This window comes from Variovorax atrisoli 110B, from assembly GCF_000382045.1.
Lineage (GTDB): Bacteria > Pseudomonadota > Gammaproteobacteria > Burkholderiales > Burkholderiaceae_C > Variovorax > Variovorax atrisoli.
In genome coordinates this window covers 282,081-305,511 of the sequence record NZ_KB907453.1, presented here as the reverse complement: position 1 = coordinate 305,511, position 23,431 = coordinate 282,081, and the positions used below count along the sequence as shown (strand labels likewise).

The following is a 23,431-nucleotide window of genomic DNA, read 5'->3' as shown; positions in this document are numbered from 1 at the left end:
AGAGAGACATCCGATGAGCACCGCCCCAAGGAAGAAACCCGAAGAACTCCGCAGCCAGCAATGGTTCGGCCGCAACGACCGCGACGGCTTCATCTACCGCAGCTGGATGAAGGGCAAGGGTGTGCCGCACGATCAGTTCGACGGCCGCCCGGTCATCGGCATCTGCAACACCTTCAGCGAACTCACGCCCTGCAACTCTCACTTCCGCACGCTCGCCGAGCAGGTGAAGATCGGCGTGTACGAGGCAGGCGGCTTCCCGCTCGAGTTCCCGGTGATGTCGCTCGGCGAGACGCTGCTGCGCCCCACCGCGATGCTGTATCGCAACCTCGCGAGCATGGACGTGGAGGAAAGCATCCGCGGCAACCCGCTCGACGGCGTGGTGCTGCTCATGGGCTGCGACAAGACCACGCCCGCGCTCATGATGGGCGCCGCCAGCGTCGACCTGCCGACCATCGGCGTGTCGGGCGGCCCGATGCTCTCTGGCAAGTGGCGCGGCCAGGAGTTGGGCTCCGGCACCGGCGTGTGGCAGATGAGCGAGCAGGTGCGCGCCGGCACGCTCAAGCTGCAGGATTTCTTCGAGGCCGAGAGCTGCATGCACCGCAGCCACGGCCACTGCATGACGATGGGCACCGCGAGCACCATGGCGAGCATGGTCGAGTCGCTGGGCATCGGCCTGCCGGGCAACGCTGCCTACCCTGCCGTTGACGGCCGCCGCAACGTGCTCGCGCGGCAGGCGGGGCGGCGCATCGTCGGCATGGTCCATGAAGACATGAACATGTCGAAGATCCTCACGCGCCAGGCCATCGAGAACGCGATCAAGGTCAACGCGGCCATCGGCGGCTCGACCAACTTCGTGATCCACCTCCTGGCCATCGCGGGACGCATGGGCGTCGAACTCACGCTCGAGGATTTCGACCGCCTCGCCTCCGAGCTGCCCTGCCTAGTGAACCTGCAGCCCTCGGGCCAGTTCCTGATGGAAGACTTCTGCTACGCGGGCGGCCTGCCGGTGGTCATCAAGGAGATCGCCCAACACCTGCACAAGGACGTCCTCACCGTCACCGGCCAGAGCATCTGGGAGAACGTGAAGGACGCGGAGAACTTCAACCCGCAGGTCATCCGCCCCCTGGCCGAGCCCTTCAAGGACAAGGCCGGCATCTGCGTGCTGCGCGGCAACCTCGCGCCCAACGGCGCCATCATCAAGCCCAGCGCGGCCACTCCGGAACTGCTGGTGCACAAGGGCCGCGCGGTGGTGTTCGAGAGCGCCGACGACCTGCACAGGCGCATCGACGACGAGAACCTCGACATCGACGAGAACTGCATCATGGTGCTGAAGAACTGCGGACCCAAGGGCTACCCCGGCATGGCCGAGGCGGGCAACATGCCGCTGCCGCCCAAGGTGCTGCGCAAGGGCATCACCGACATGGTCCGCATCAGCGACGCGCGCATGAGCGGCACCGCCTACGGCACCGTGGTGCTGCACACCGCGCCCGAGGCGGCCGCGGGCGGCCCGCTGGCGCTGGTGCAGGACGGCGACATCGTCGAGCTTGACGTGCCCAACCGCAGGCTGCACCTGCACGTGAGCGACGAAGAACTCGCCAGGCGCCGTGCCAGCTGGGTCGCGCCCAAGGCGCCGCTCGAATCAGGCTACTGGAAGCTGTATGTCGATACGGTGCTGCAGGCCGACCAGGGCGCCGACCTGGCCTTCCTGCGCGGTCGCCGCGGCGCCTTCGTGCCGCGCGACAATCACTAGATGACAAGACTGGTAGCGATCGACTGGGGCACGAGTTCACTGCGCGGTGCGCTGCTGGACGCCGGCGGCAAGGTGCTCGAGGAGCGCAGCGATGCGCGCGGCATTCTCACCGTGCCCGAAGGCGGCTTTCCCGCCGTCTTCGAGAAGTTGTTCGGCGACTGGATGCGCCTCGAAGGCGTGCGCTGCCTGATCTCCGGCATGGCCGGCAGCAAGCAGGGCTGGGTGGAGGCGCCCTACTGCGCCTGCCCCGCCGGCCGAGTGGAAGTGGGCCGCACGATCATCGACATCGACGCCGTCCCGGGTGCGCGCATCGCGATGGTGCCCGGCCTGAGCGACGAGCATGCGGGCGTGCCCGACGTGATGCGCGGCGAAGAGGTGCAGATCTTCGGCGCGATGGAGCTCACCGGCCTGAGCGAAGGCCTCTTCGTGCTGCCCGGCACGCACAACAAGTGGGCCACGGTGAAGAAGGGCCGCGTCGCGGGCTTTCGCACCTACATGACGGGCGAGTTCTACGCGCTGCTGAGCCAGCACTCCATACTGGCGCGCACACTCGACGCCTCGGCGCCGCTCGACGAGGCGGCCTTCCTCGAAGGCGTGACCCGCTCCGAGAACGGACACGGCCTGCTGCACAACGCCTTCGGCGCGCGCACGCTGGCGCTTTTCGAACGCATGCCGAAGCAGGAGCTGTCGAGCTACCTCTCGGGCCTGCTGATCGGCGAGGAGCTGCGCACGCAGGCACTGCAGGCATCGGGCGAGGTGATCCTGATCGGCTCGTCCAACCTCACCGAACGCTACACGCTGGCCCTTCGCGCCACCGGCGTCGCCACGCGCACGCTGGGCTCCGAGGCCACCTGGGCCGGGCTCCACGCCCTGTCCGGCTTTCTGGATTCCGACAGGACTGCGGCATGACCTCTTCCATCACCCCTCTCGACAAATTCAACGCCGCGATGCGCGAGCTGCCGCTGGTGGCCATCCTGCGCGGCCTGACGCCCGCCGAGGCAGCCGACGTGGGCGACGCCATCGTCGAGCCAGGCTTCCGCCTGCTCGAAGTGCCGCTGAATTCTCCGCAGCCGCTCGAAAGCATCGCGCTGATGCGCAAGCGCTTCTCGCAGGCGCTGGTCGGCGCCGGCACGGTGCTCGGCGCCCGGCAGGTGCGCGAGGTGCATGAGGCGGGCGGCGAACTGATCGTCTCGCCCAACTTCGATGCCGAAGTCATCGCCGAGGCGGTGCGCCTGGGCATGGTGTGCCTGCCCGGCGTGATGACGCCGACCGAGGCCTTCGGCGCGCTCGCGGCCGGTGCCACGGGGCTCAAGCTGTTCCCGGCCGAGCTGGCCTCGCCCGCGGTGGTGAAGGCCCTGCTGGCCGTGCTGCCCGCCGGCACGCCGGTGATGCCCGTGGGCGGCATCGCTCCCACCAACATGGCCGAATGGCGCGCGGCCGGTGCCGCCGGCTTCGGCATCGGTTCCTCGCTCTACAAGCCCGGCAAGCAGGCCGCGGCGGTGCGCGAGGACGCCCGGAAATTCGTCGCGGCCTGGCAAGGCCTCACGCTCGCCTGACCCCAAGAAGAAACAGGAGCCCCCCACCGATGTCCGCCGATGCCCTCTACGCCAGCCCCACCGTCCGGAAGCTGCGCGAAGACCTCGCCCTTGCCCTGCGCGCCGCCGACCATCACGGACTGTCGGAAGGCGTCTGCAACCATTTCAGCGTGATGCTGCCGGGCGCGCAGGACCGCTACCTCATCAACCCCCGCGGCCTGCACTGGAGCGAGATCGGCCCCGACGACATCGTGCTGATCGACGTTCACGGCGAGGTGCTGGCAGGCCGCCACCGCGTGGAGCCCACCGCCCTCTTCATCCACGGCGCGGTGCACCGGCTCACCGGCCATGCGGTGGTGCTGCACTGCCACATGCCGTACGCCACGGCGCTCACGATCACGGTCGACCGCGCGCTCGACCCGACCGCGAGCCAGAACGCGATGCGCTACATGAACCGCATCGCCATCGACGCCGAATACAACGGCCTCGCGCTCGACGACGCCGAGGGTGAGCGCATCGCGCGCGCCATGGCCGGCAAGGACGTGGCCTTCCTCGCGAACCACGGCGTGATCGTGGCCGGCGGCACCATCGCCCATGCCTACGACGACCTCTACTACCTGGAGCGCGCCTGCCTGCACCAGGTGATCGCGCAGTCGACCGGTCGCCCGCTGGCGCCGGTGGACCCGAAGCTGGCCGCCCACGTGGCGGCGCAGATCCAGGGCGAGCGCGAGCAGTCCGACCTGTTCTTCGAGGCACTGCGCCGACTCCTGCCCGCACCGCGCGGCTGAGCCTTCGGCCGATAGAGCCGACGGCCTACCCCGCGGACGGGCTCCGCGGGGCAAACTCCCTTCACAATTGTGTCTCGCCCGTGCCTCGCTCTGCGCGCACCGGCTTACAGCTCTTCATCCGATTTCGCTCAAGCCTTACAGCAACTTAACAAAAGGCCGCGAGGATGAAGGCTCCAATTCACAACCGGGGGATCAGATGAAAAAGCTCACTTTCGCATTCGGCGCCGCGGCCCTGCTCTCGCTGGCCGCCATCAGCGCACCCGCCCAGGCACAGACGGGCGGCTCGTTCATCCAGGCACAGGTGTACGTCGTTCCGCCGCCGCCACCGCCGCGCCGCTACTACGCGCCGCCGCCTCCGCCGCGCCATTACTACGGCCCCGGCTACCGCCATGGCCATCACTACGACCGCCGCTGGGATGACCGCCGCCGCTATGGCCGCAGGGACAACGACGGCGACGGTGTGCCCAACCGCTACGACCGCCGTCCCAACAACCCCTACCGCTACTGAGCGGCATGAATGAAGGCCCGGGCCTCGCGCCCGGGTCTTCCGCTCAGGCCGCCTGGGGCACGCTGGCGTAGGGCGGTGTCGGGCTCGACAGTCCCTGCTTGAGCTGCCGCGAAGTCTCGTCGGCAAGCACCTCGGCCTTGCCTGCTTCCAGGCCGGCCAATGCCTGGCGGGCGACCTCGTCGGGCGATGCCTTCGGGATGCCCTGCACGTGCGAGGCCATGTCGGTGTCCATGTAGCCCACGTGCAGGCTCGTGACCTGCGTGCCCTGCCTGGCCAGTTCGTTGCGCAGCCCGTTGCTCAGCGACCATGCGGCCGACTTGGTCGCGCTGTAGGTCGCCACGCTCGGGAAGGTGGTCCAGGCCAGCGCCGACAGCACGTTGATCACGCCGCCGCCGCCGTTGGCCGCGAGCACGGGCGCGAAGGCCTGCGTGAGCGCCCAGGGGCCGAAGAAATTGGTCTCGAACTCGGCGCGCGCCGCAGCCACCGCATCGGGCGAACCCAGGAAGCTGGAGCCGCGCGAGATGCCCGCGTTGTTGACCAGCACCGTCACGTCGCCGCAGGCGCGTACGGCCGCCTCGATCTGCGCGGGCTGCGTCACGTCGAGCGCGACCGGTGTCACACCGGGCAGGTCGACGCTCTTCGGGTCGCGCGCAGCGCCGTAGACCTTGCGCGCACCCGCGGCGAGCGCAGCCTTCGCGAAGGCGAGACCGAGGCCGCGATTGGCGCCGGTGATGAAGACCACGGAGTCCTTGATTTTCATGACGAGTCTTTCGTTGGTAGGTGGATGAGTCGATGGATTTCAGGCCTGAGCCATGCGCCGCAGCAGTCCGGTGGTGGTGCGCGGCCAGCCCACGCGGCCGAACCACGCACCGCCCGCGATGGCCGATGCGGTCACGATGCCGTACACCGCCAGCGCCACGCCCTGCGCCGCGAACACGCCGGTGAGACCGGCGCCCCAGTTCAGCGCCAGCCAGCCGCCGCTGGCCGCCACCGCCAGGCGCGCGATGTTGCCGAGCATCGGCCACAGCAGCCTGCCCGCGCCCTGCGAGGCGAAGTACAGGACCAGCCCGACGCCGAAGAGGCCGTACATCGGCCCGACCACGCGCAGGTAGTGCGAACCGGTCTCCAGCATCGCCGGGTCGTTGCCGAACAGCAGCAGCCACGGGCGCGGGAACAACGCCGCCGCGAGGCCGATCGTCTCGGTGAGCGTGAAGGCCAGGGCCGCGCCGGCCCAGGTGGCGCGCAACGCCCGCTCGCGCAGCCCCGCGCCCATGCAGGTGCCGACCATCGCCACCAGCGGCGCGCCCAGGCCGAACACCAGCGGCACCAGCAGGTATTCGAGCCGCGAGGCCGTGCCGTAGCCCGCCAGCGCGCCCGAGCCGAAATGGCCGGTCAGCGCGGTGGCGATGCCGATGGAGAGATTGGTCGCCACCGTCGACACGGCGCCCACCAGGCCGATGCGCAGGATGTCGCGGAACAGCGGCCAGCGCAGCTTCAGCGCGTCGAGCGTGGGCTTGAGCAGGCTGCGCGGCGAGCGAAGGTAGGCGATGAGCGCGATGGAGCCCAGCAGGTAGTACAGCAGCAGCGCGATCGCGCCGCCCGCGATGCCCATGCCCGGCAGCGGCCCGATGCCGAAGATCAGCAGCGGCGATGCCGGGATGAGGAACACCACGCCCACCACCGTCACGTTGGCCGGCACCGACATGTTGCCGGTGCCGCGGATGATGGCGCCGAGCGAATTGAAGAGCCACACCAGCGTCGCGCCCGCGAACACCCAGTTGGAGTACGTGAGCGCGGCTTCCAGCGCGGCCCCGGTGCCGCCCATCACCTCGTAGAGCCAGCGCCCGCCCAAGAGCAGCGCCAGCGTGAAGCACATGCCGAAGCCCAGCGCGATGACGATGGCATGCCACACCAGCGCGTTCGCATCGTCGCGGCGGCGCGCGCCGAGCGCGCGGGCGATGGACGAGGCGATGCCGCCGCCCATGGCGCCGCTGGAGGTCATCTGCATCAGCATCACGATGGGAAACACCAGCGCCATGCCGGCCAGCGCGTCGGAGCCTAGCTTGCCGACGAAGTAGGTCTCGATGAGGCCGACGCAGGCCTGGGCCACCATCACCAGCACGTTGGGCGCGGCCAGGCGCAGCAGCGTGGGGACGATGGGCGCCTCGAGCAGGCGGCGCGTGCGTGGATCGAGTTCGGTGGAGGCTTGGGGTGCAGTCATGGCTGGAGCTCTCCCGGTTCAGGCGCGGGCGGCGGCCGGCGTGGCCGGCGCTCCGGACTTGGCCGCGGGGCGGCGGATGGTCATCACGATCAGCGCCGCCACCAGGCAGGCCGCGCCAGCGGTGTAGAGCGCCGGGGTGTAGGTCAGCAGCAGCGTGCGTGCGAAGCCGGCGCCGTAGGCGGCCGTGGCGGCGCCCAGCTGGTGCGCGGCGAAGACCCAGCCGAACACCAGGCCGACCTTGGCGGGGCCGAAGGCGGCGCCCGCGAGCTTGACGGTCGGCGGCACGGTGGCGATCCAGTCGAGGCCGTAGAACATCGCGAAGATGCCCAGGCCGTAGATGGTGAATTCGGAGTGCGGCAGCCAGAAGAGCGACAGCCCGCGCAGGCCGTAGTACCAGAAGAGCAGCTTGCGGTTGTCGTATCGGTCGGAGAGCCAGCCCGAGAGGATGGTGCCGACGAAGTCGAAGGCGCCCATCATCGCGAGCACCGAGGCGGCGGGCACGGCGCCCATGCCGTAGTCGCCGCACAGCGAGATGAAGTGCGTCTGCACCAGCCCGTTGGTGCTCAGGCCGCAGATGAAGAAGGTGCCTGCCAGGACCCAGAAGGTGCGGTTGGTCGACACCTCCTTCAGCACGCGGAAGGGCGTTGCGAAATTCATCGCAGGCGCGGCCGCAGCGGGCGCCGCCGGCTGCGTGCCCGGCTTCTCACCGTAGGGCAGCAGGCCCACGTCGGATGGGCGGTTGCGCATCAGCAGCAGCGCCAGCAGGCCGATGAGGATGGTGCCGACCACGATCGGCGCGACGGCCGAGCGCCAGCCCCAGTGCTCGATCATCCAGGCCGCGAGCGGCAGGAAGGCCAGCTGCCCCGTCGCCGAACTGGCCGTGAGCATGCCCACCACCAGCCCGCGCCGCGCGACGAACCAGCGGTTGGCCACCACCGCGCCGAGCACCAGCGCCGTCATGCCGGTGCCCAGGCCCAGCATCAGGCTCCAGAGCACGAAGAGCTGCCACAGCTGCGAGGCCATGGTGACAAGCGCCATGCCCAGCCCGACCAGCGCGAGGCCGGTGCAGACCACCGCGCGCAGGCCATATCGCTCCATCAGCACCGCGGCGAAGGGCCCCATGAGGCCGAAGAGTGCGAAGCGAAGCGCGAGCGAGGAGGAGATCTGCTCGGTGCTCCAGCCGAACTCCTTGCCCAGCGGCTGCAGCATCGCGCCAGGCAGGCCCAGCGCGGCCGACATGGTCAGCATGGTGAGGAAGGTGATGGCGGCGACGATCCAGCCGTAGTGGATGCCGCGGCGCTGCAGCCATGCGGAAACGGGTGTGGCGAACATGGGGCCTCTGCTGTTGGAATTGATTGGGAGGAAGGAAAAGCCGGAAAAAAAGGCGAAAGGGGTCCCTCGCGCGCCCGGGCGCACGATCAGCGGGTTGGTCGTGGGTGAAGAAGAAGTTGAGGGGTCAGTCGTCGCTGGCGGGCTCTTCATCGCCGCCCAGCAGTTCCATGGCCTCGTCGATCAGCAGGTGCAGCGCGAGCACACGCTCGACGCCCAGCAGCGCGTTCAGTTTCTGTTGCGCGGTCTTCCAGTGCGCCAGGGCCTCGCGCCGCTTGGCCTCGCCTTCCTCGGTGAGCTGCACCAGGCGGCTGCGCGCGTCGGCGCCGGCGCTCTGCGCGATCCAGCCTGCGGCGATCAGCGGCTGCAGGTTGCGGCTCAGGGTGGAGGCAGTCATCTTGAGTTCGGCCGCCAGGTCGACCGGACGGGAGGGACCGAGCCGCGCAAGATGCGACAGCAGCGAGTACTGCGTGGTCTTGAGGCCGCTTTGCGATACCTCGGCGTCGTAGTGCTGCGAGAGGCGTCGCGAAAGCTGTCGCACCTTGAAGCTGGTGCAGCCACGTGGCTTGGCGGGAGTGTCCATGGGCTATTATTGTATGTGCAACTGTTGCATATGCAATCACCATCCCGGAACAATGCCCCCAGAAGGAACACAGGCATGACACAAGCCACCAGCCAGCTCGACGCATGGATCGCCGAGGAACAGAAGATCATCAGCCGCCTGGAAGGGGGTCCGGGCCCGGGCCTCGCCCGCCCCGAGCAGATCGCCGGCAAGACCGGCCTGGAGATCATGCAGGCGATGCTCGACGGAGAGATTCCCTACGCCGCCATCGCCAAGACGCTGGACTTCACGATCCTCGAAGTGCGCGCGGGCGTTGCCATCTTCCAGGGCACGCCGCTGCCGCAGCACCTGAACCCGCTGGGCACCATCCACGGCGGCTGGGTCGCCACGCTGCTCGACTCCGCCCTGGGCTGCTCGGTGCACACGATGATGCCGCCCGGGCGCGCCTACACCACCGCCGAACTGGGCGTGAACTACGTGAAGGGCCTCACGCCCAAGGTGCAGCGGGTGCGCGCCGAAGGCAAGGTGATCCACTGCGGCAAGCAGCTGGCCACCGCCGAGGCCCGCCTCTACGGCCCCGACGGCACGCTGTACGCACACGCCACGACCACCTGCTTGGTCTTCGAGGTGCCGCCGGCGCGTTGAACCACGAGGCCAGCGGGCCAAGGAGGACCGCTTCGGGCTCGTCGATCCACAGTAGGCCTTCAACCTGTAAGTCCAAAGGCGTCGCGATCCAGGCGGCCAGTGATAATTATTCTCATCCGGCCGTCGCAACACGCGATGCCGGCGGCCCACCATCCGCCGCCGGCGCCGGAGCTTTCTAGAACACCCGCTCCTGGAGGATCCTCATGACCGAACAACGCCCGCGCGTCCGAGGCCGCGCCGCGCGCGCACTGCTTGGCGCAGGCGCAGCCTGGCTGGCCGCAACCGCCCTGCCCGCCCAGGCCGCCGAAGAACTCACGCTCTACACGACGCGAGAGCCGGCGCTGATCCAGCCGCTCATCGCCGCCTTCAGCGCGCAGAGCAACATCAAGGTCAACACCGTCTTCGTGAAGGACGGCCTGCTCGAGCGCGTCAAGGCCGAAGGCGCTCGCTCGCCCGCCGACGTGCTGATGACGGTGGACATCGGCAACCTGATGGACCTGGTCGACGGCGGCGTGACGCAGCCGGTGAAATCGGCCGCGCTCGAATCGGCCATTCCGGCCAACCTGCGCGGTGCCGACGGCCAGTGGTTCTCGCTCTCGATGCGCGCGCGCGTGCTCTACGCCGACAAGAGCCTGCCGCTCACCAGCTTCCGCTACGAAGACCTGGCCAACCCCAAGTACAAGGGCAAGGTCTGCATCCGCGCAGGCCAGCATCCCTACAACACCGCGCTGGTGGCCGCGCTGATCGCGCACGACGGCGAAGCCAAGGCCGAGCAGTGGCTGCGCGGCGTGAAGGCCAACCTCGCGCGCAAGGCCACCGGCGGCGACCGCGACGTGGCGCGCGACATCCTGGGCGGCATCTGCGACGTGGGCCTGGCCAACTCGTACTACGTCGGCCAGATGAAGAGCGCCAAGGAAGGCACCGACGCGCGCAAGTGGGGCGACGCCATCAAGGTGGTGCGCCCGACCTTCGCCAATGCCAAGAGCGGCGGCACGCACGTCAACATCAGCGGCGCGGCCGTGGCGAAGAACGCGCCGCAGCGCGCCAACGCGGTCAAGCTGCTCGAGTTCCTGGTGTCTGAGCCGGCCCAGGCCCTGTACGCGCAGGCCAACTACGAGTACCCGGTGCGCAAGGGCGTGGCCCTCGACCCGATCATCGGCCAGACCATCGGCGAGCTGAAGGTCGATCCGCTGCCGCTGACCGAGATCGCCAAGTACCGCAAGCAGGCCAGCGCCCTGGTCGACAAGGTCGGCTTCGACCAGTAGGCGTGGTTCGCCCCCATGGCTGCAGCGCACTGAGCGTCGCCTGCGCCATCCCCCGTCCGGGGGCAGCACCGGTGGGCCGGCAAAGCCGGTTCCACGGTGTTCCTCGCAAGAACCAGAGCGCGCGCGCACAGGCATCTTTTGCTTCGCATGAACATAGGCGGTCGGTACGCGGGCCTGCAAGCCGCAGGCCCGGCCTGGCGCTGCGCGTCTTTCCTGATCGCCATCGGCGTGCTCGCGCCGGTGCTCACGCTGGCGTGGCTGGCCTTCGGCTCGGGCCTGGGCCACTGGGGGCCGCTGTTCGCCAACGTGCTGCCGCAGGCCACGCTCAATACCGCCGTGCTGCTCGCGGGCGTCGGCACGCTGGTGCTGGTGATCGGCACAGGCTGCGCATGGCTGGTGACGGCGCACGACTTCCCCGGGCGCGGCATGCTGCACTGGGCGCTGCTGCTTCCGCTGGCGATGCCGACCTACATCGTCGCCTTCGCGTACCTCGACCTGCTTCATCCGATCGGCCCGGTGCAGGGTGCGATCCGCTGGATGCTGGGCTTCGACGGCCCGCGGCAGTTCCGCCTGCCGGACCTGCGCTCGATGCCCGGCGCGATCTTCGTGCTCGGCTTCGTGCTCTACCCATACGTCTACATGACGGCGCGCGCGATGTTCATGACGCAGCCCGCGCACCTCATGGAGGCCGCTCGCATGCTTGGCGAAAGCCGGCGCGGCGCCTTCTTCCGCGTGGCGCTGCCGCTGGCGCGGCCTGCGCTGGCCGTAGGCCTGAGCCTCGCGCTGCTGGAGACGCTCAACGACATCGGCGCTTCCGAATTCCTCGGCGTGAACACGCTGACGGTCGCGGTCTACACGACATGGATCACGCGCTCCGACCTCGCGGGCGCCGCTCAGATCGCCTGCGCGATGCTGTTCGTGGTGATCGCGCTCGTCTGGCTGGAGCGCAACGGCCGGCGGCACCAGCGCTTCGGCTCGTCGCAGCGCATGCGCGCGGTGCAGGCGCGGCGGCTGCATGGCGCGGCTGCATGGGCCGCAACGGCCGCCGCATCGCTGCCGGTGCTGATCGGCTTCGTGGCACCTGCTGCGTACCTCGTCTGGGAAAGCGCCAAGCGTCTGCGCCAGGGCGGCGGCATCTCGCAGGGGCTGGTCGCGAGCCTGGGCAACACGCTGGCGCTGGCCGCGGGAGTCACGGCGGTCGCGGTGGCGGCCGGCCTGGTCGTCGCCTGGGCAGCGCGCAGCCAGGGCTCGCGGTCCGCGCGCGGCCGCTGGCAGGCGCGCGCGGCAACGCTGGGCTACGCGGTGCCGGGCACGGTGCTGGCCATCGGCCTGCTCACGCCGGCGCTGGCCTTCGATTCGGCGCTGGCCACGGCCTTCGGCTGGCAGGGCCTGCCGCTCATGAGCTGCGGCGTGGTGCTGGTCGTGGCCTGCGCGATCCGCTTTCTCGCCATGCCGGTCGGCGGCATCGAAGCCGGCCTCTCGCGCATTCCGCCCGCCATCGAACAGGCCTCGCGCCTGCTCGGCGAGACCACCGCCGGCACGCTGCGCCGCGTGCACCTGCCGCTGCTTCGCCCCGCCCTGGCCTCCGCGGCGCTGCTGGTCTTCGTCGATGCGATGAAGGAGCTGCCGGCCACGCTGCTGCTGCGGCCCGCCAACTTCGACACCCTGGCCACCTGGCTCTATGCCGAGGCCGCGCGAGGCACCTACGAGGAAGGCGCGGTCGCCGCGCTCGCCATCGTGCTCGCAGGCCTGCTGCCCGTGGTGCTCCTCGCGCGCAACCAGCTGGGCACGCCTTCGGCGACCATGGCTGCAGAGAAGACACTGAAATGAGCTCCCCACTCCACCTCGACGCGATCAGGCTGGCCTACGACACGCCGCGCGGCCCGCACACGGTCGTCGACGGCTTCTCGCTGGCACTGCACGCGGGCGACATCGCCTGCCTCTTCGGCCCTTCCGGATGCGGCAAGACGACGGTGCTGCGCGCCATCGCGGGCTTCGAGCCGCTGCGCGCGGGCACGATCCGCCTCGGTGACGTGCTGCTGTCGTCCGTGCAAACGCACCTGCCGCCCGAGCAGCGGCGCGTGGGCATGATGTTCCAGGAATACGCGCTGTTCCCTCACCTCTCGGCCGCGCGGAACGTGGCCTTCGGGCTGCGCCGGCTGGGTCGCGCGCAGCAGCAGTCGCGCGTGGCCGAGATGCTCTCGCTGGTCGGCCTTGCGGATGCCGGCGAGCGCTATCCGCACGAGCTCTCCGGCGGCCAGCAGCAGCGCATCGCACTGGCCCGTGCGCTCGCGCCATCGCCCGCCCTGCTGCTGCTCGACGAGCCCTTCTCCAACCTCGACGGCGGCACGCGCGAGCGGCTGACCGTGGAAGTGCGCGGCATCCTGAAGCGGGCGGGTCAGACGGCCATCCTCGTGACGCACAACGAGGCCGAGGCCCACGCGATGGCGGACCGCATCGGCGTGATGCACGGCGGGCGCATCACGCACTGGATCGACACGGCAACCGCGGCCCCCCTGACACACCCCTAGCACAGCCGCCCGTTTTTCGAATGGGCTTTCCGGGAAAAGGTTGTTCGGGATCGCAAGAATCGCCGCGATCCAGACACAACCGATCCAGCAAACGGAGAGCCCCATGACCCAGCCATCCCTCACCCTCGTCAGCCACCTGCTGTGCCCCTACGTGCAGCGCGCCGCGATCGCGCTGCGCGAGAAGAACGTGCCCTTCGAGCGCGTCGTGATCGACCTCGCGAACAAGCCGCAATGGTTCCTCGACATCTCGCCGCTTGGCAAGGTTCCGCTGCTGAAGGTGCGCCGGTCCGAGGGCGGCGAGGCCGTGCTCTTCGAGAGCAACGTGATCTGCGAATACCTCGAGGAAACGCAGCCCGGCGCTCGCCTGCATCCCGAAGACGCGCTCACCCGCGCCCAGCACCGCGCATGGATGGAGTTCGGGTCGGCCATCCTCGGCGACCTGTGGGGCTACGAGACCACGCAGGACGCAGCCGTCTTCGAGCAGAAGCGGCAGGCGCTATCCGCCAAGTTCCAGCGCGTGGAAGCGGCCCTGGGCGAAGGCCCTTACTTCGCGGGCGGCAGCTTCAGCCTCGTCGACGCGGTCTTCGCGCCCGTGTTCCGCTACTTCGAGGTGTTCGATGCGATCAGCGACTCGCACATCTTCGATGCCCTGCCCAAGGTGGATGCGTGGCGCAAGGCGCTGGCCGTGCGCCCCAGCGTGCGCGAGGCGGTGGTGCCCGAGTACCCGCAGCACCTGATGGAGTTCCTGAAACGCCACCAGGCCCACCTGTTGACCCTGGCCGCTTGATCGCGGCGCCCGCAGGCCCACAATAGCGGGCTTACCTCTCCACGACTACAAGGCACCACGAGATGCGACTCCTCCACACCATGCTGCGCGTCGGCAACCTGCAGCGCTCCATCGACTTCTACACGAAGGTGCTCGGCATGAACCTGCTGCGCACTTCCGAAAACCCCGAGTACAAGTACAGCCTCGCCTTCATCGGCTACGGCAACGGCAACCCCGACCAGGCCGAGATCGAGCTCACCTACAACTGGGGCACCGAGAGCTACGAACTCGGCACCGCCTACGGCCACATCGCGCTCGGCGTGCCCGACGCCTACGCGGCCTGCGAGAAGATCAAGGCCGCCGGCGGCAACGTGACGCGCGAGGCCGGCCCGGTCAAGGGCGGCACCACCGTGATCGCCTTCGTCACCGACCCTGACGGTTACAAGATCGAACTCATCCAGCGCGACGAGAACGCCGCAGGCGGCGGCCTGCGCTGAAGGCCCCGGGGCCTACGCCGCCATGGCAACCGCGAAGAAGCAGCCCGCGACAACGCGCCACGTCGCGCTGCTGCGCGGCGTGAACGTCAACGGCATCACCATCAAGAGCGCCGAACTGAAGGCGCTCTTCGTCGAACTGGGCTTCGCTGCGGTGCGCACGGTGCTCGCCAGTGGCAACGTACTGTTCGACACGGATGAGAGCGGCGCCGCGCTGCGCAGCCGCATCGAGCAGGCGCTGCGCAAGCGCTTCGGCTACGACGCATGGATCGTGCTGCTCACGCAGAAGACCGTGGCCGAGATCGCCGCGGCCTACCCCTTCGAACGCATCGACGATGAGCGCCATCCGTACATCGTGTTCGGCTCCGACAAGGCGATGCTCGACGAGATCATGGAAAAGGCCGGCACGGTCGATGCCGATACCGAGCGGCTCGAACGCGGCAAGGGCGTGCTGTACTGGCAATGCCCGCGCGGCGAGAGCCTGGACACGCCCGTGGCCAAGCTGCTCGCGAAGACCCGCTACAAGTCGAGCACCACGACGCGCAACCTGCGCACGGTGGAGAAGCTGCTGGGCGACTGAGCAGCCGCTGCAGGGCCCTCGGCAGCTCAGCAGCCCAGCAGGTCGGCCAGCTGGTTGATGTCGCGCACGTGCAGGTTGTTGTCCGGCTGCGGCGAGACGTCCTTCGGCCGGGCCTGGCCGAATTCGTGCGGGCGCTCGATGTAGGCCGTCTTCAGGCCGCAGGCGCGCGCGGCCGCGAGGTCGTCGTGGTGTGCGGCGGCCAGCATCACCTGGCCGGGCGTCGCGTCGAACACGCCCGCCACGCCAAGGTAGGTGCGCGGGTCGGGCTTGTAGGCCTTGAACACTTCGGCCGACAGGATGCAGTCCCAGGGCAGGCCCGCACGCTTGGCCATCTCGGTGAGCAGGCCGATGTTGCCGTTCGACAGCGTGCAGATGGTGAACTTCTTCTTCAGCCGCGAGAGTCCCTCGACCGAATCGGGCCAGGCCGGCAGGCGGTGCCAGGCACGGCTCAGGTCGCGCCTGGCGCCAGCCTCGATGCGATCGGCCAGGCTGAAGTCGTGCAGCACCTGGTCGAGCATGCTCAGGTGCAGCTCGTCGAGCAGCGTGAAGCCGCCCTCGCCCGCGGCGATGCGTTCCATCACCGCCTTCATGGCCGGCTGGTAGCCGGCGCGCCACGCGAGCGCGAATGCCGCGCCGTCAACGCCCGGGAACACGCGCTCGACCTCGGCGGCGATGCCGCTGTGCCAGTCGACCACCGTGCCGAAGACGTCGAATGCGATGACCTTGAGATCGCTCGCGTCGAAATCCGCGCTGCTCATGGCGACGACGCTCAGCGCGGCAGCTGGCTCGCGGCGCGTGCCAGCTGCTCGATGCGGGCCCAGTCGCCGTCGCGGATCGCGTCGGTCGGCACGATCCACGAGCCGCCCACGCAGGCCACGTTCGACAGCGCGAGGAACTCTGCCGCGTTGCCGGCATGGATGCCGCCGGTCGGGCAGAAGGTGACGTCGCCGAACGGGCCCTGCCATGCCTTGAGCATCGGCAGGCCGCCTGCCTGCAGCGCGGGGAAGAACTTCAGCTGCGTGTAGCCGTCTTCCTGCGCCGTCATGATCTCGCTGCCGGTGGCGACGCCGGGCAGCAGCGGCAGGCCGATGTCGTGGCAGGCCTTGCCGACGGAGCGCGTGTAGCCCGGGCTCACGCCGAACTTCGCGCCGGCCAGCGCCGCGGCCTGTGCGTCGGCCGCGCTGCGGATGGTGCCGGCGCCGGCCACGGCCTCGGGCACGTCCTTGGCGATGGCCTCGATGCACTGCAGCGCCTGCGGCGTGCGCAGCGTGACCTCGAGCATGCGGATGCCGCCGGCCACCAGGGCGCGCGCGAGCGGGATGGCGTCTTTCACATCGTTGAGCACGATGACCGGGATGACCGGTGCGTCGCGCATCACGTCGAGGGGGGTGAGTCTTTCAGTCATTTCCTGGCTCCAATCGGTTACGTATGCATCGCGCTCTGTGAGGACAGCCCTGGTCACAGCCAGGTGCAGGCGCCCTCCTCGGCGGCCAGTGCATTGCGGCGCATGCCTGCGAACAGCTCGCGGCCCAGGCCGTGGCCGTCGGCGATGCGCTGCGCCTCGGACATGGTGGCGACCTCGCGGGCGGCCCATTCGTCCTCGGGCAGCAACACGGCGAGCGTACCCGCGACGGCGTCGAGGCGGATCAGGTCGCCGTCGCGCACCTTGGCCAGCGGCCCGCCGGCGGCGGCCTCCGGCGAAACGTGGATCGCGGCCGGGATCTTGCCCGACGCGCCGCTCATGCGGCCGTCGGTGACCAGCGCCACGCGGAATCCCTTGCCCTGCAGCACCGACAGCGGCGGCGTGAGCTTGTGCAGCTCGGGCATGCCGTTGGCCTGCGGACCCTGCCAGCGCACCACGCAGACCACGTCGCGCTCAAGCTCGCCGGCGGTGAAGGCCTTCTGCAGCGCGGCCTGCGAGTCGAACACGCGCGCAGGCGCCTCGATGACGTGGCGGTCGTCGGGCACCGACGACACCTTGATCACGCTGCGGCCAAGGTTGCCACTCAGCAGCTTGAGACCGCCTGTGGCGCTAAAAGGGTTGTCGACCGACCGGGTGACGGCCTCGTTCTTCAGCGGCGCGGCGGGAGTCCATTGCAGGCGCTGGCTGCCTTGCTCGCCGGCCTGCTGCGCCAGCGACGGAATGTTCGCGAATTCGCGGATGCCGCCCGAGCGCACCGTCAGCACGTCGGCGTGCATCAGGCCGGCCTCGACCAGCTCGCCGATCACGAAGCCGGGGCCGCCCGCGGCCTGGAACTCGTTCACGTCGGCGCTGCCGTTGGGGTAGACGCGGGTCAGCAACGGCACCACGTCGGAAAGTTTCGAGAAGTCGTCCCAGTCGATCAGGATGCCGGCGGCGCGCGCCACGGCCACCCAGTGGATCAGGTGGTTGGTGGAACCGCCCGTGGCGAGCAGCGCGACCATGGCGTTGACGATGCAGCGCTCGTCGACCATCACGCCGATCGGGGGGCAGTCGAAGGGCGCATTTCCCGCCTTGCCCAGCACCGTGCGCACGGCTTCCCGGGTGAGCGTCTCGCGCATCGCGTCGCCGGGCTGGATGAAGGCCGTGCCGGGCACGTGCAGGCCCATGGCCTCCAGCAGCATCTGGTTGCTGTTGGCGGTGCCGTAGAAGGTGCAGGTGCCGAGCGTGTGGTAGGCGGCCATCTCGGCCTCGAGCAGGCCCTGGCGGCCGACGAGGCCCTGCGCCGCCTGCTCGCGCACCTTCGACTTGGCGCTGTTCGAAAGCCCCGAGGGCATCGGCCCGGCCGGCACGAACACCGTGGGCAGGTGGCCGAAGTGCAGCGCGCCGATCAGCAGCCCGGGCACGATCTTGTCGCACACGCCGAGCATGAGCGCCGCGTCGAACATGTCGTGCGTGAGCGCGACGGCGGTGCTCATCGCGATGACGTCGCGGCTGAAGAGGCTCAGCTCCATGCCGGGCGTGCCCTGGGTCACGCCGTCGCACATGGCCGGCACGCCGCCGGCCACCTGGGCGGTGGCGCCGAGGCCGCGGGCCTCGTTCTTGATGATGTCGGGGTAGCCCTGGTACGGCGCATGGGCCGAGAGCATGTCGTTGTAGGCGGTGACGATGCCGATGTTGGGCGCGCGCTCGGCGACCACGCGGAACTTGTCGTTGGCCGGAATGCCGGCAACGGCGTGCGCCACGTTGGCGCAGCCCATGCGGTCGGAGCCGCGGTCGCGCCCGCGGATCTCGGCCAGGCGGTCGAGGTAGGCGCCGCGCAGCCCCTGGCTGCGCTCGCGGATGCGGTCGGTGACGTCGCGTACGGTGGGGTGGGTGCTGCTGCTCATGGGGAGTCGATGGCTCTGGCCGCTGTCGCCCGGGCGACTTCGGGCCTGGTGGCTCATGGTAACAAGTCAGGCCCCAATGCCCGATGAAATCCGGGCGCATGGCAATACGAATTTACCTATTTGCCCTCCACCGGCCAGCGCGCATGAAAAAGCCCGGCATGGCCGGGCTTCCTCTTCTGGGCGCAGAGGCTCGATCGCCCGCTCAGTCGACCAGCTTGACCTCGACGCGGCGCGCCTCGGCGTTGTTGCCCGTGCCGGCCGTGACGGCGGGCTTCTGCAGGTCGACCTTGGCGGCCGGGACGCCCAGGCCCACGAGCACGTCGCGCACCATCTCGGCACGCTTCTTCGCGAGCTGCTCGTTGATGGCGGCATCGCCGGTGGTGTCGTGGAAGCCCGAGATCACCGCCTTGCGGCCGCTCTCCACGCCCTTGATGACGGTAGCCAGGGCCTCGGCGGCGCCCGGTGCGAGGTCGGCGCTGCCGGTGGCGAAATAGAAGTTCACCACGCCGTCGGTCACTCGGATGCTCGCGCCGTCGGGGATGACCACGGTGACGGTCTCGGTGACCTCGGCCACCTTGGGCGTCGCGGTGCCATTGCCCTGCTGGGCCGGCACGATCACCGCGACCGGCGGTGCCGCCGAAGCCTGCGCGGCGGCCGCTGCAGCCGCTGCCGCCGCCGCGGGGTTGTGTCCCTTGTGCCAGATCACGATGCCCACCACGAACAGGATCACCAAAGCGATCAACGCCATGACGAATCCGAGGATGAAGTTCTGCTGGCTGTCGTCGTCGCTCATCGGGGGTCTTGCTCCATAGGAAAGGGGCCGGTAAATAATGGTGCGGTGAACCATGATCAGGAAATTGTAGGTGGCGGCTCCGGCACTTCCGTGTCAGAGCCGGCGCCGAACCCCGGTCCGCCGGGGCTCGATCCCATGCCCGCGCCCCTGCGCGACCCGCAGCCGATGCTGGAGCGCGCCATCGCCGACTGGGGCGGGCGCGACGACCTCTGGCTCTTCGGCTACGGCTCGCTCATCTGGCGGCCCGAATTCGGCTTCACCGAGCGCCGTCCGGCCTGGGTGCATGGCTGGCACCGCGCGCTGAAGATGTGGAGCCGCGTGAACCGGGGCAGCGTGCAGACGCCCGGGCTGGTCTTCGGGCTGCTCTCCGGGGGCAGCTGCCGCGGCATGGTGTTCCGCGTGCCCAGGGCGGACGGCCTCGAAACCCTGCGCCGGCTCTGGCTGCGCGAGATGCCCACCGGCGTGTACGACCCCAGGTGGCTGCGCTGCGGCACCGCCGAAGGCGACGTGCGCGCGCTGGCGTTCACGCTTTCGCGTCGCAGCCCCAACTTCACCGGCGAGCTCAGCGACGAGCGCTACCGCCACATCTTCGCCCACGCGGTCGGCCGCTACGGCAGCTCGCTCGACTATGCCCAGCAGACCCTGATGGAACTGCGGCGCCACTCGATCCACGACGCCGCGCTGGCCCGCCTTGTGGCGCTGGCGGAGCTGAAAGAGCCGCCTCCCCCGGAGAACGCCGCTGATTGCGATACGCCGCAGGCTCCGGTATATGTTCCGGGGTCAGCGGACAAGACTTCCTCCCAACCTTCCAGACCCGACAAGGAAAACACATGAACCAACGCCGTCTCATCGCCACCGGCTCCGCCCTCCTCGCCTCGGCCATCCTGGCCGCCTGCGGCAGCATGGGTGGCAAGCCCAGCACCGCGGTCGAGCTGGTGCCGACCGCCGCGATCACGCCCAACCCGACGCGCGGCACGGTGACCTTCACCGCCCTTGATCACGGCGTGCGCGTGGCCGGCGAGGTGCGCGGCCTGGTGCCGGGCAGCGAGCACGGCTTCCACATCCACGAGAAGGGCGACTGCGGCGACAACGGCAATGCCTCGGGCGGCCATTTCAACCCGACCGGCGGCACGCACGGCAAGTTCGGCGCGCCGGGCAGCCATGCCGGCGAACTGCCCAGCCTGCGGGCCGATTCCAGCGGCGTGGCGCGCTTCAGCCTCGAAGACCATTCGATCTCGCTCACCCCCGGCGCCGCCAACAGCGTGATCGGCCGTGCGCTGGTGGTGCACCGCGATCCCGACGACTTCACGACCCAGCCCTCGGGCAACTCCGGCCCGCGCATCGCCTGCGCGGTGATCGGCAAGCCCTGATCGGGCGACAGGAAAGACGAAGAAGGGCTAGGCGCCTTCGCGCGTCAGCCACAGCGCCTCGGCCCGCGCCAGGGCCTCGGGCGTGTCGATGTCGGTGACCACGCCCACGTCGTCCACCGCCAGATCGGCGACCGAGCCGGCGGCGCGCATCGCCCGCAGCACGGAGGCCGCGCCGGCGGGTCCCTCCAGAGCCGCCAGCTGGGCGCCGCATACCGCGGCGAAGCCCACCGGGTGGCCGCGCTCACCCTGGTATTGCGGCTGGACGGCATTCACCGCACCTCCGAGCGCGGCCGCCACGGCCTGAAGCGTGCCCGGCCGAACCAGCGGCAGGTCGCCCGGCAGGATCAGCCACCCCTGCGCTTGCGCAGTGGCGCGAACGGCGGCCGCGATCGAATCGCCCATGCCGGGATGCCCCGCGTCTTCCACGTGCCAGGGCAGTCCGCTGGCGCGCACCGCGTCGAGCGTGCGTTCCAGCACCGGCCTGCCGGCCAGCAGCGCCCTGAGCTTGGAGCCGGTGCCGCCGCCCGCGATGAAACGCTCGCCGCGGCCGGAAGCCAGCACGATCACCACCAGGGAATTCGCCTTCTGCGTCGTCATGGGCCGAGTATGTGCGCAACAATCCCGGCATGACTTCTCCTCTTTCCAAAGACGAGCTGGCCGCGCTGCGCAAGAGCTACGAGCGCGCCGAGCTCGACGAGACCCGCAGCGCCGACGATCCGCTGAAACAGTTCGAACGCTGGCTCACGGAGGCCGTCGAGGGCCAGGTGCCCGAACCCAACGCGATGACGCTGTGCACCGTCGGCAGCGACCTGCGGCCTTCGAGCCGCATCGTGCTCATCAAGGGCTACGACGCGCGCGGCATCGTCTGGTACACCAACTACGAGAGCCGCAAGGGCCGCGAGCTGGCGGGCAATCCGTATGCGTCGCTGCAGTTCCACTGGGTCGAGCTGGAGCGCGTGGTGCGCATCGAGGGCCGCGTCGAGAAGGCCGGCGCCGAGGAAAGCGACGCCTACTACGCGAGCCGCCCGCTCGACTCGCGCATCGGCGCCTGGGCCAGCCCGCAGAGCGAGGTGATCAGCGGCCGCGACGTGCTGGTGAAGAACGCGGCCCTCTACGCCGCCAAGCACCTGCTCTCCCCGCCGCGCCCGCCGCACTGGGGCGGCTACCGGCTGGTGCCCGACCGCTGGGAGTTCTGGCAGGGCCGCAAGAGCCGGCTGCACGACCGGCTGCGCTACAGGCTCGAAGGCGCGAACTGGGTACGCGAACGCCTCGCTCCCTGATCCCACCAATCATTCAAGGAACACTGTGGAACCGGCTTCGCCGGGCCGCAGGTGTTGCCCGCAAGCTGAGACCGAATCAAGCCTCGCAAGCGACGACCTTGAACTCGACGCGCCGGTCCAGCGCGTCGCTCGCATCGTCGGCGCCCGTGCCGACGATGTTCTCGCGAAAGCCCATGCCCGATTCGCGCAGCTTCTTCGACAGCGGCGGCGCCTCGCCCACCAGCTTCGACTTCACGCTCGCCGCGCGCTGCAGTGACAGCCGCTCGTTCACCGCTTCCGAGCCGGTGCGGCTGGTGTGGCCCGTGACCACCACGCATGAATCGATCTGCGCCGCCTGCCGCGCGATCTGGCGCAACCACATCGGATAGGCGGCGCTGATCTTCGGATCGGCGAGGAAGTCGGTCGAGCCCGGCTTGAACAGGAACTTCACGCTCAGGTTGTTGGTTTCGAGCCCCAGCCGGGCGATGGTGCCGAAGGTCTTCTCGGCGTCGGCCGTGCGGCCGAGCTGCGACTGAGTGAGGTACAGCCCGCTGTAGATGCGCAGCTGCTGGCCATCGGGCCGCTTCGACGCGGCCTCGTAGCGGCTCAGCGCCTCGCTCATGCGGCCGGCCTCGTAGGCGGCGGTGGCTTCCTGCAGCACGGTGGCGGTGGGCAGGCGCTCCAGGTACAGGGCATCGGCCGCCTGACCGGGCTGGGTCTCGGCGGTGCGGATGTAGCCCTCGACGCCGCGGTCCTTGCCGTTCACCGGGCTGTCGCGGAAGAAAGGCGTGGGGCGTGTGTCGAGCGAGGCGTCGCTGATGCGCGTCACCGACTGCGCGATCACCACGCCGCTCTTGATCTCGGTGAGCGCGAGGTTCAGCCGGTAGGGTGCACCCGAGGCGTCCTTGTCGCGCACCAGAGTGCCGTTGAGCACGTACTGCGCGTTGCCGATCTCGGTCGCGTTGAATGGCGAGACGGTGAACTGCTTGAACTGCGCCTGCATGCGCTGGACGATGCGCTGCTCGGCCACGCGCGTCACCTCCGTCTGCTGGCCGCTCGCGCCCTCGAGCAGCGGGTCGATCACGATGCGGCGCTGCGTGAGCGTCGACTCCACCTTCGCCAGGAAGGCCGGCAGCTTCTGGGTCTGCACCATCAGGTCGTCCACCGCCTGGTTCACCGCCTGGTCGAAGGGCATGGCGTTGCCGGTCGCGGGACGGTGCGCGCAGGCCGCGGCGAGCACGGCGGCGGCGCACAGCGCGAGCATGCGCAGCGCCAGGCGGACTCGTTGGATGGTGGTCGTCATCAGCATTGGCTCCTCAATGTCTTCATGTCCTGGTCCGACAGCGGCTCGCCGACGGCGGCGCGCATGTTGATCTCGGTGCAGCGCTTCGAAGGCGCGGGCCGCGGCGCTGCGGCCGCCGAGGCCTCGCGCTGCACCGGCGGCGGCGATGGCACGGGCACGGGCGCGGCTGGCTGCGATCGTGCCTTCGCCACCGGCTTCGGCTTCGACGGCCCCTCCTCGGCCTTCGGCGCCCTGTCAGCCTTCGCCGCGGCCGCGGGCTCGCTCGGCTCGCGCGGCACGCTCGCCGAAAGGCAGGGCGTGCGGCAAGGCTTGGGCGCCTCGGCGGCAGTCTCCGCTGCCTGCGCGGGTCGGCCTTGCAGCGCGATCACCGTCGCGACCACCGCCATAGCAAGAAGGGGCGAAGAGCGCACCAGGTGAATCATC

Annotated in this window: 26 protein-coding genes; 16 read left to right on the top strand and 10 right to left on the bottom strand. The window is 69.7% G+C overall.

Annotation, left to right across the window (positions count from 1 at the left end):
• The first annotated feature begins 13 nt into the window (after positions 1-13).
• From G369_RS0115320 to G369_RS0115300, 5 genes are all read left to right on the top strand, one after another.
• The gene (locus G369_RS0115320; RefSeq protein WP_019654887.1) at positions 14-1,750 is read left to right on the top strand and encodes an IlvD/Edd family dehydratase; all 1,737 of its coding nucleotides are present in this window, start codon (positions 14-16) and stop codon (positions 1,748-1,750) included.
• Positions 1,751-2,659 carry a 2-dehydro-3-deoxygalactonokinase gene (locus G369_RS0115315; protein WP_019654886.1) on the top strand — a complete coding sequence of 303 codons (909 nt, stop codon included), beginning with the start codon at positions 1,751-1,753 and terminating at the stop codon, positions 2,657-2,659.
• Positions 2,656-3,306 (top strand): 2-dehydro-3-deoxy-6-phosphogalactonate aldolase, encoded by a 651-nt coding sequence (locus tag G369_RS0115310; RefSeq protein WP_019654885.1) that lies wholly within the window; start codon positions 2,656-2,658, stop codon positions 3,304-3,306. The genes G369_RS0115315 and G369_RS0115310 overlap by 4 nt, the downstream gene beginning before the upstream one ends.
• 29 nt (positions 3,307-3,335) lie before the next feature.
• On the top strand, positions 3,336-4,073 hold the full coding sequence (locus G369_RS0115305; protein ID WP_019654884.1) for an aldolase: 738 nt from the start codon (positions 3,336-3,338) through the stop codon (positions 4,071-4,073).
• A gap of 196 nt (positions 4,074-4,269) precedes the next feature.
• Entirely contained in the window at positions 4,270-4,581 is a 312-nt protein-coding gene (locus G369_RS0115300; RefSeq protein WP_019654883.1) for a hypothetical protein, read from the top strand.
• Between the two features lie 43 nt (positions 4,582-4,624).
• Here G369_RS0115300 and G369_RS0115295 read toward each other — a convergent pair whose 3' ends face one another.
• The 4 genes from G369_RS0115295 to G369_RS0115280 form a co-directional block, all read right to left on the bottom strand.
• Complete coding sequence (locus G369_RS0115295; RefSeq protein WP_019654882.1) at positions 4,625-5,341, bottom strand: SDR family oxidoreductase; 717 nt, start codon at positions 5,339-5,341, stop codon at positions 4,625-4,627.
• A 39-nt stretch (positions 5,342-5,380) separates the two neighbouring features.
• Positions 5,381-6,802 (bottom strand): MATE family efflux transporter, encoded by a 1,422-nt coding sequence (locus G369_RS0115290; protein ID WP_019654881.1) that lies wholly within the window; start codon positions 6,800-6,802, stop codon positions 5,381-5,383.
• A gap of 18 nt (positions 6,803-6,820) precedes the next feature.
• Complete coding sequence (locus G369_RS0115285; protein ID WP_019654880.1) at positions 6,821-8,134, bottom strand: MFS transporter; 1,314 nt, start codon at positions 8,132-8,134, stop codon at positions 6,821-6,823.
• 124 nt (positions 8,135-8,258) lie between these two features.
• Complete coding sequence (locus G369_RS0115280; RefSeq protein WP_019654879.1) at positions 8,259-8,714, bottom strand: MarR family winged helix-turn-helix transcriptional regulator; 456 nt, start codon at positions 8,712-8,714, stop codon at positions 8,259-8,261.
• A 75-nt stretch (positions 8,715-8,789) separates the two neighbouring features.
• On the opposite strand from G369_RS0115280, the gene G369_RS0115275 reads away from it, so the two are divergent.
• The 7 genes from G369_RS0115275 to G369_RS0115245 all read left to right on the top strand — a co-directional run bounded on the left by G369_RS0115275 (position 8,790) and on the right by G369_RS0115245 (position 14,974).
• A complete protein-coding gene (locus tag G369_RS0115275; RefSeq protein WP_019654878.1) occupies positions 8,790-9,338 on the top strand; it encodes a PaaI family thioesterase in 549 nt (182 codons plus the stop codon).
• 203 nt (positions 9,339-9,541) lie between these two features.
• On the top strand, positions 9,542-10,603 hold the full coding sequence (locus G369_RS0115270; RefSeq protein ID WP_019654877.1) for a Fe(3+) ABC transporter substrate-binding protein: 1,062 nt from the start codon (positions 9,542-9,544) through the stop codon (positions 10,601-10,603).
• Between the two features lie 147 nt (positions 10,604-10,750).
• Positions 10,751-12,433 carry an ABC transporter permease gene (locus G369_RS0115265; RefSeq protein WP_019654876.1) on the top strand — a complete coding sequence of 561 codons (1,683 nt, stop codon included), beginning with the start codon at positions 10,751-10,753 and terminating at the stop codon, positions 12,431-12,433.
• Positions 12,430-13,134: an ABC transporter ATP-binding protein gene (locus tag G369_RS0115260; RefSeq protein ID WP_019654875.1), complete on the top strand. Its 705-nt coding sequence runs from the start codon at positions 12,430-12,432 to the stop codon at positions 13,132-13,134. Before G369_RS0115265 ends, G369_RS0115260 begins: the two co-directional genes overlap by 4 nt.
• A 103-nt stretch (positions 13,135-13,237) precedes the next feature.
• On the top strand, positions 13,238-13,921 hold the full coding sequence (locus tag G369_RS0115255; RefSeq protein WP_019654874.1) for a glutathione S-transferase family protein: 684 nt from the start codon (positions 13,238-13,240) through the stop codon (positions 13,919-13,921).
• A 62-nt stretch (positions 13,922-13,983) separates the two neighbouring features.
• The gene (gene gloA, locus G369_RS0115250) at positions 13,984-14,397 is read left to right on the top strand and encodes a lactoylglutathione lyase (protein WP_019654873.1); all 414 of its coding nucleotides are present in this window, start codon (positions 13,984-13,986) and stop codon (positions 14,395-14,397) included.
• 22 nt (positions 14,398-14,419) lie between these two features.
• The gene (locus tag G369_RS0115245) at positions 14,420-14,974 is read left to right on the top strand and encodes a DUF1697 domain-containing protein (protein ID WP_019654872.1); all 555 of its coding nucleotides are present in this window, start codon (positions 14,420-14,422) and stop codon (positions 14,972-14,974) included.
• 26 nt (positions 14,975-15,000) lie between these two features.
• Here G369_RS0115245 and G369_RS0115240 read toward each other — a convergent pair whose 3' ends face one another.
• From G369_RS0115240 to G369_RS0115225, 4 genes are all read right to left on the bottom strand, one after another.
• Positions 15,001-15,732, bottom strand: a complete 732-nt coding sequence (locus G369_RS0115240; protein ID WP_019654871.1) for a haloacid dehalogenase type II — start codon at positions 15,730-15,732, stop codon at positions 15,001-15,003.
• An 11-nt stretch (positions 15,733-15,743) separates the two neighbouring features.
• Entirely contained in the window at positions 15,744-16,379 is a 636-nt protein-coding gene (gene eda, locus G369_RS0115235) for a bifunctional 4-hydroxy-2-oxoglutarate aldolase/2-dehydro-3-deoxy-phosphogluconate aldolase (RefSeq protein ID WP_019654870.1), read from the bottom strand.
• Positions 16,380-16,432: 53 nt separating this feature from the next.
• A complete protein-coding gene (gene edd, locus G369_RS0115230; RefSeq protein ID WP_019654869.1) occupies positions 16,433-18,283 on the bottom strand; it encodes a phosphogluconate dehydratase in 1,851 nt (616 codons plus the stop codon).
• Between the two features lie 202 nt (positions 18,284-18,485).
• A complete protein-coding gene (locus G369_RS0115225; protein WP_019654868.1) occupies positions 18,486-19,076 on the bottom strand; it encodes an OmpA family protein in 591 nt (196 codons plus the stop codon).
• Positions 19,077-19,211: 135 nt separating this feature from the next.
• On the opposite strand from G369_RS0115225, the gene G369_RS0115220 reads away from it, so the two are divergent.
• Both G369_RS0115220 and G369_RS0115215 read left to right on the top strand, forming a co-directional pair.
• Positions 19,212-19,910, top strand: a complete 699-nt coding sequence (locus G369_RS0115220; protein ID WP_019654867.1) for a gamma-glutamylcyclotransferase — start codon at positions 19,212-19,214, stop codon at positions 19,908-19,910.
• Positions 19,907-20,446 carry a superoxide dismutase family protein gene (locus G369_RS0115215; protein WP_019654866.1) on the top strand — a complete coding sequence of 180 codons (540 nt, stop codon included), beginning with the start codon at positions 19,907-19,909 and terminating at the stop codon, positions 20,444-20,446. The genes G369_RS0115220 and G369_RS0115215 overlap by 4 nt, the downstream gene beginning before the upstream one ends.
• A gap of 27 nt (positions 20,447-20,473) precedes the next feature.
• Here the strand turns inward: G369_RS0115215 and G369_RS0115210 are convergent, their stop codons facing one another.
• Complete coding sequence (locus G369_RS0115210; RefSeq protein WP_019654865.1) at positions 20,474-21,043, bottom strand: nucleotidyltransferase family protein; 570 nt, start codon at positions 21,041-21,043, stop codon at positions 20,474-20,476.
• A 29-nt stretch (positions 21,044-21,072) separates the two neighbouring features.
• Here G369_RS0115210 and pdxH point away from each other — a divergent pair, with 29 nt between their 5' ends.
• A complete protein-coding gene (gene pdxH, locus G369_RS0115205) occupies positions 21,073-21,726 on the top strand; it encodes a pyridoxamine 5'-phosphate oxidase (protein ID WP_020723081.1) in 654 nt (217 codons plus the stop codon).
• A 76-nt stretch (positions 21,727-21,802) separates the two neighbouring features.
• On the opposite strand, the gene G369_RS0115200 is transcribed toward pdxH, so the two are convergent.
• Entirely contained in the window at positions 21,803-23,014 is a 1,212-nt protein-coding gene (locus G369_RS0115200; RefSeq protein ID WP_019654863.1) for an OmpA family protein, read from the bottom strand.
• A gap of 18 nt (positions 23,015-23,032) precedes the next feature.
• Here G369_RS0115200 and G369_RS0115195 point away from each other — a divergent pair, with 18 nt between their 5' ends.
• On the top strand, positions 23,033-23,425 hold the full coding sequence (locus G369_RS0115195; RefSeq protein ID WP_019654862.1) for a hypothetical protein: 393 nt from the start codon (positions 23,033-23,035) through the stop codon (positions 23,423-23,425).
• The last annotated feature ends 6 nt before the right edge of the window (positions 23,426-23,431 follow it).

Excerpts from the sequence above, each read along its gene's own strand:
- G369_RS0115265 (WP_019654876.1), top strand. The coding sequence starts at position 10,751 with ATGAACATAGGCGGTCGGTACGCGGGCCTGCAAGCCGCAGGCCCGGCC.
- G369_RS0115295 (WP_019654882.1), bottom strand. The coding sequence starts at position 5,341 with ATGAAAATCAAGGACTCCGTGGTCTTCATCACCGGCGCCAATCGCGGC.
- G369_RS0115200 (WP_019654863.1), bottom strand. The coding sequence starts at position 23,014 with ATGCTGATGACGACCACCATCCAACGAGTCCGCCTGGCGCTGCGCATG.
- pdxH (WP_020723081.1), top strand. The coding sequence starts at position 21,073 with ATGACTTCTCCTCTTTCCAAAGACGAGCTGGCCGCGCTGCGCAAGAGC.
- G369_RS0115215 (WP_019654866.1), top strand. The coding sequence starts at position 19,907 with ATGAACCAACGCCGTCTCATCGCCACCGGCTCCGCCCTCCTCGCCTCG.
- G369_RS0115280 (WP_019654879.1), bottom strand. The coding sequence starts at position 8,714 with ATGGACACTCCCGCCAAGCCACGTGGCTGCACCAGCTTCAAGGTGCGA.
- G369_RS0115270 (WP_019654877.1), top strand. The coding sequence starts at position 9,542 with ATGACCGAACAACGCCCGCGCGTCCGAGGCCGCGCCGCGCGCGCACTG.
- G369_RS0115290 (WP_019654881.1), bottom strand. The coding sequence starts at position 6,802 with ATGACTGCACCCCAAGCCTCCACCGAACTCGATCCACGCACGCGCCGC.
- G369_RS0115195 (WP_019654862.1), top strand. The coding sequence starts at position 23,033 with ATGTCCTGGTCCGACAGCGGCTCGCCGACGGCGGCGCGCATGTTGATC.
- G369_RS0115245 (WP_019654872.1), top strand. The coding sequence starts at position 14,420 with ATGGCAACCGCGAAGAAGCAGCCCGCGACAACGCGCCACGTCGCGCTG.
- G369_RS0115315 (WP_019654886.1), top strand. The coding sequence starts at position 1,751 with ATGACAAGACTGGTAGCGATCGACTGGGGCACGAGTTCACTGCGCGGT.
- G369_RS0115220 (WP_019654867.1), top strand. The coding sequence starts at position 19,212 with ATGCCCGCGCCCCTGCGCGACCCGCAGCCGATGCTGGAGCGCGCCATC.
- gloA (WP_019654873.1), top strand. The coding sequence starts at position 13,984 with ATGCGACTCCTCCACACCATGCTGCGCGTCGGCAACCTGCAGCGCTCC.
- edd (WP_019654869.1), bottom strand. The coding sequence starts at position 18,283 with ATGAGCAGCAGCACCCACCCCACCGTACGCGACGTCACCGACCGCATC.
- G369_RS0115305 (WP_019654884.1), top strand. The coding sequence starts at position 3,336 with ATGTCCGCCGATGCCCTCTACGCCAGCCCCACCGTCCGGAAGCTGCGC.
- G369_RS0115310 (WP_019654885.1), top strand. The coding sequence starts at position 2,656 with ATGACCTCTTCCATCACCCCTCTCGACAAATTCAACGCCGCGATGCGC.
- G369_RS0115285 (WP_019654880.1), bottom strand. The coding sequence starts at position 8,134 with ATGTTCGCCACACCCGTTTCCGCATGGCTGCAGCGCCGCGGCATCCAC.
- G369_RS0115260 (WP_019654875.1), top strand. The coding sequence starts at position 12,430 with ATGAGCTCCCCACTCCACCTCGACGCGATCAGGCTGGCCTACGACACG.
- G369_RS0115275 (WP_019654878.1), top strand. The coding sequence starts at position 8,790 with ATGACACAAGCCACCAGCCAGCTCGACGCATGGATCGCCGAGGAACAG.
- G369_RS0115225 (WP_019654868.1), bottom strand. The coding sequence starts at position 19,076 with ATGAGCGACGACGACAGCCAGCAGAACTTCATCCTCGGATTCGTCATG.
- G369_RS0115240 (WP_019654871.1), bottom strand. The coding sequence starts at position 15,732 with ATGAGCAGCGCGGATTTCGACGCGAGCGATCTCAAGGTCATCGCATTC.
- G369_RS0115300 (WP_019654883.1), top strand. The coding sequence starts at position 4,270 with ATGAAAAAGCTCACTTTCGCATTCGGCGCCGCGGCCCTGCTCTCGCTG.
- G369_RS0115255 (WP_019654874.1), top strand. The coding sequence starts at position 13,238 with ATGACCCAGCCATCCCTCACCCTCGTCAGCCACCTGCTGTGCCCCTAC.
- G369_RS0115320 (WP_019654887.1), top strand. The coding sequence starts at position 14 with ATGAGCACCGCCCCAAGGAAGAAACCCGAAGAACTCCGCAGCCAGCAA.
- eda (WP_019654870.1), bottom strand. The coding sequence starts at position 16,379 with ATGACTGAAAGACTCACCCCCCTCGACGTGATGCGCGACGCACCGGTC.
- G369_RS0115210 (WP_019654865.1), bottom strand. The coding sequence starts at position 21,043 with ATGACGACGCAGAAGGCGAATTCCCTGGTGGTGATCGTGCTGGCTTCC.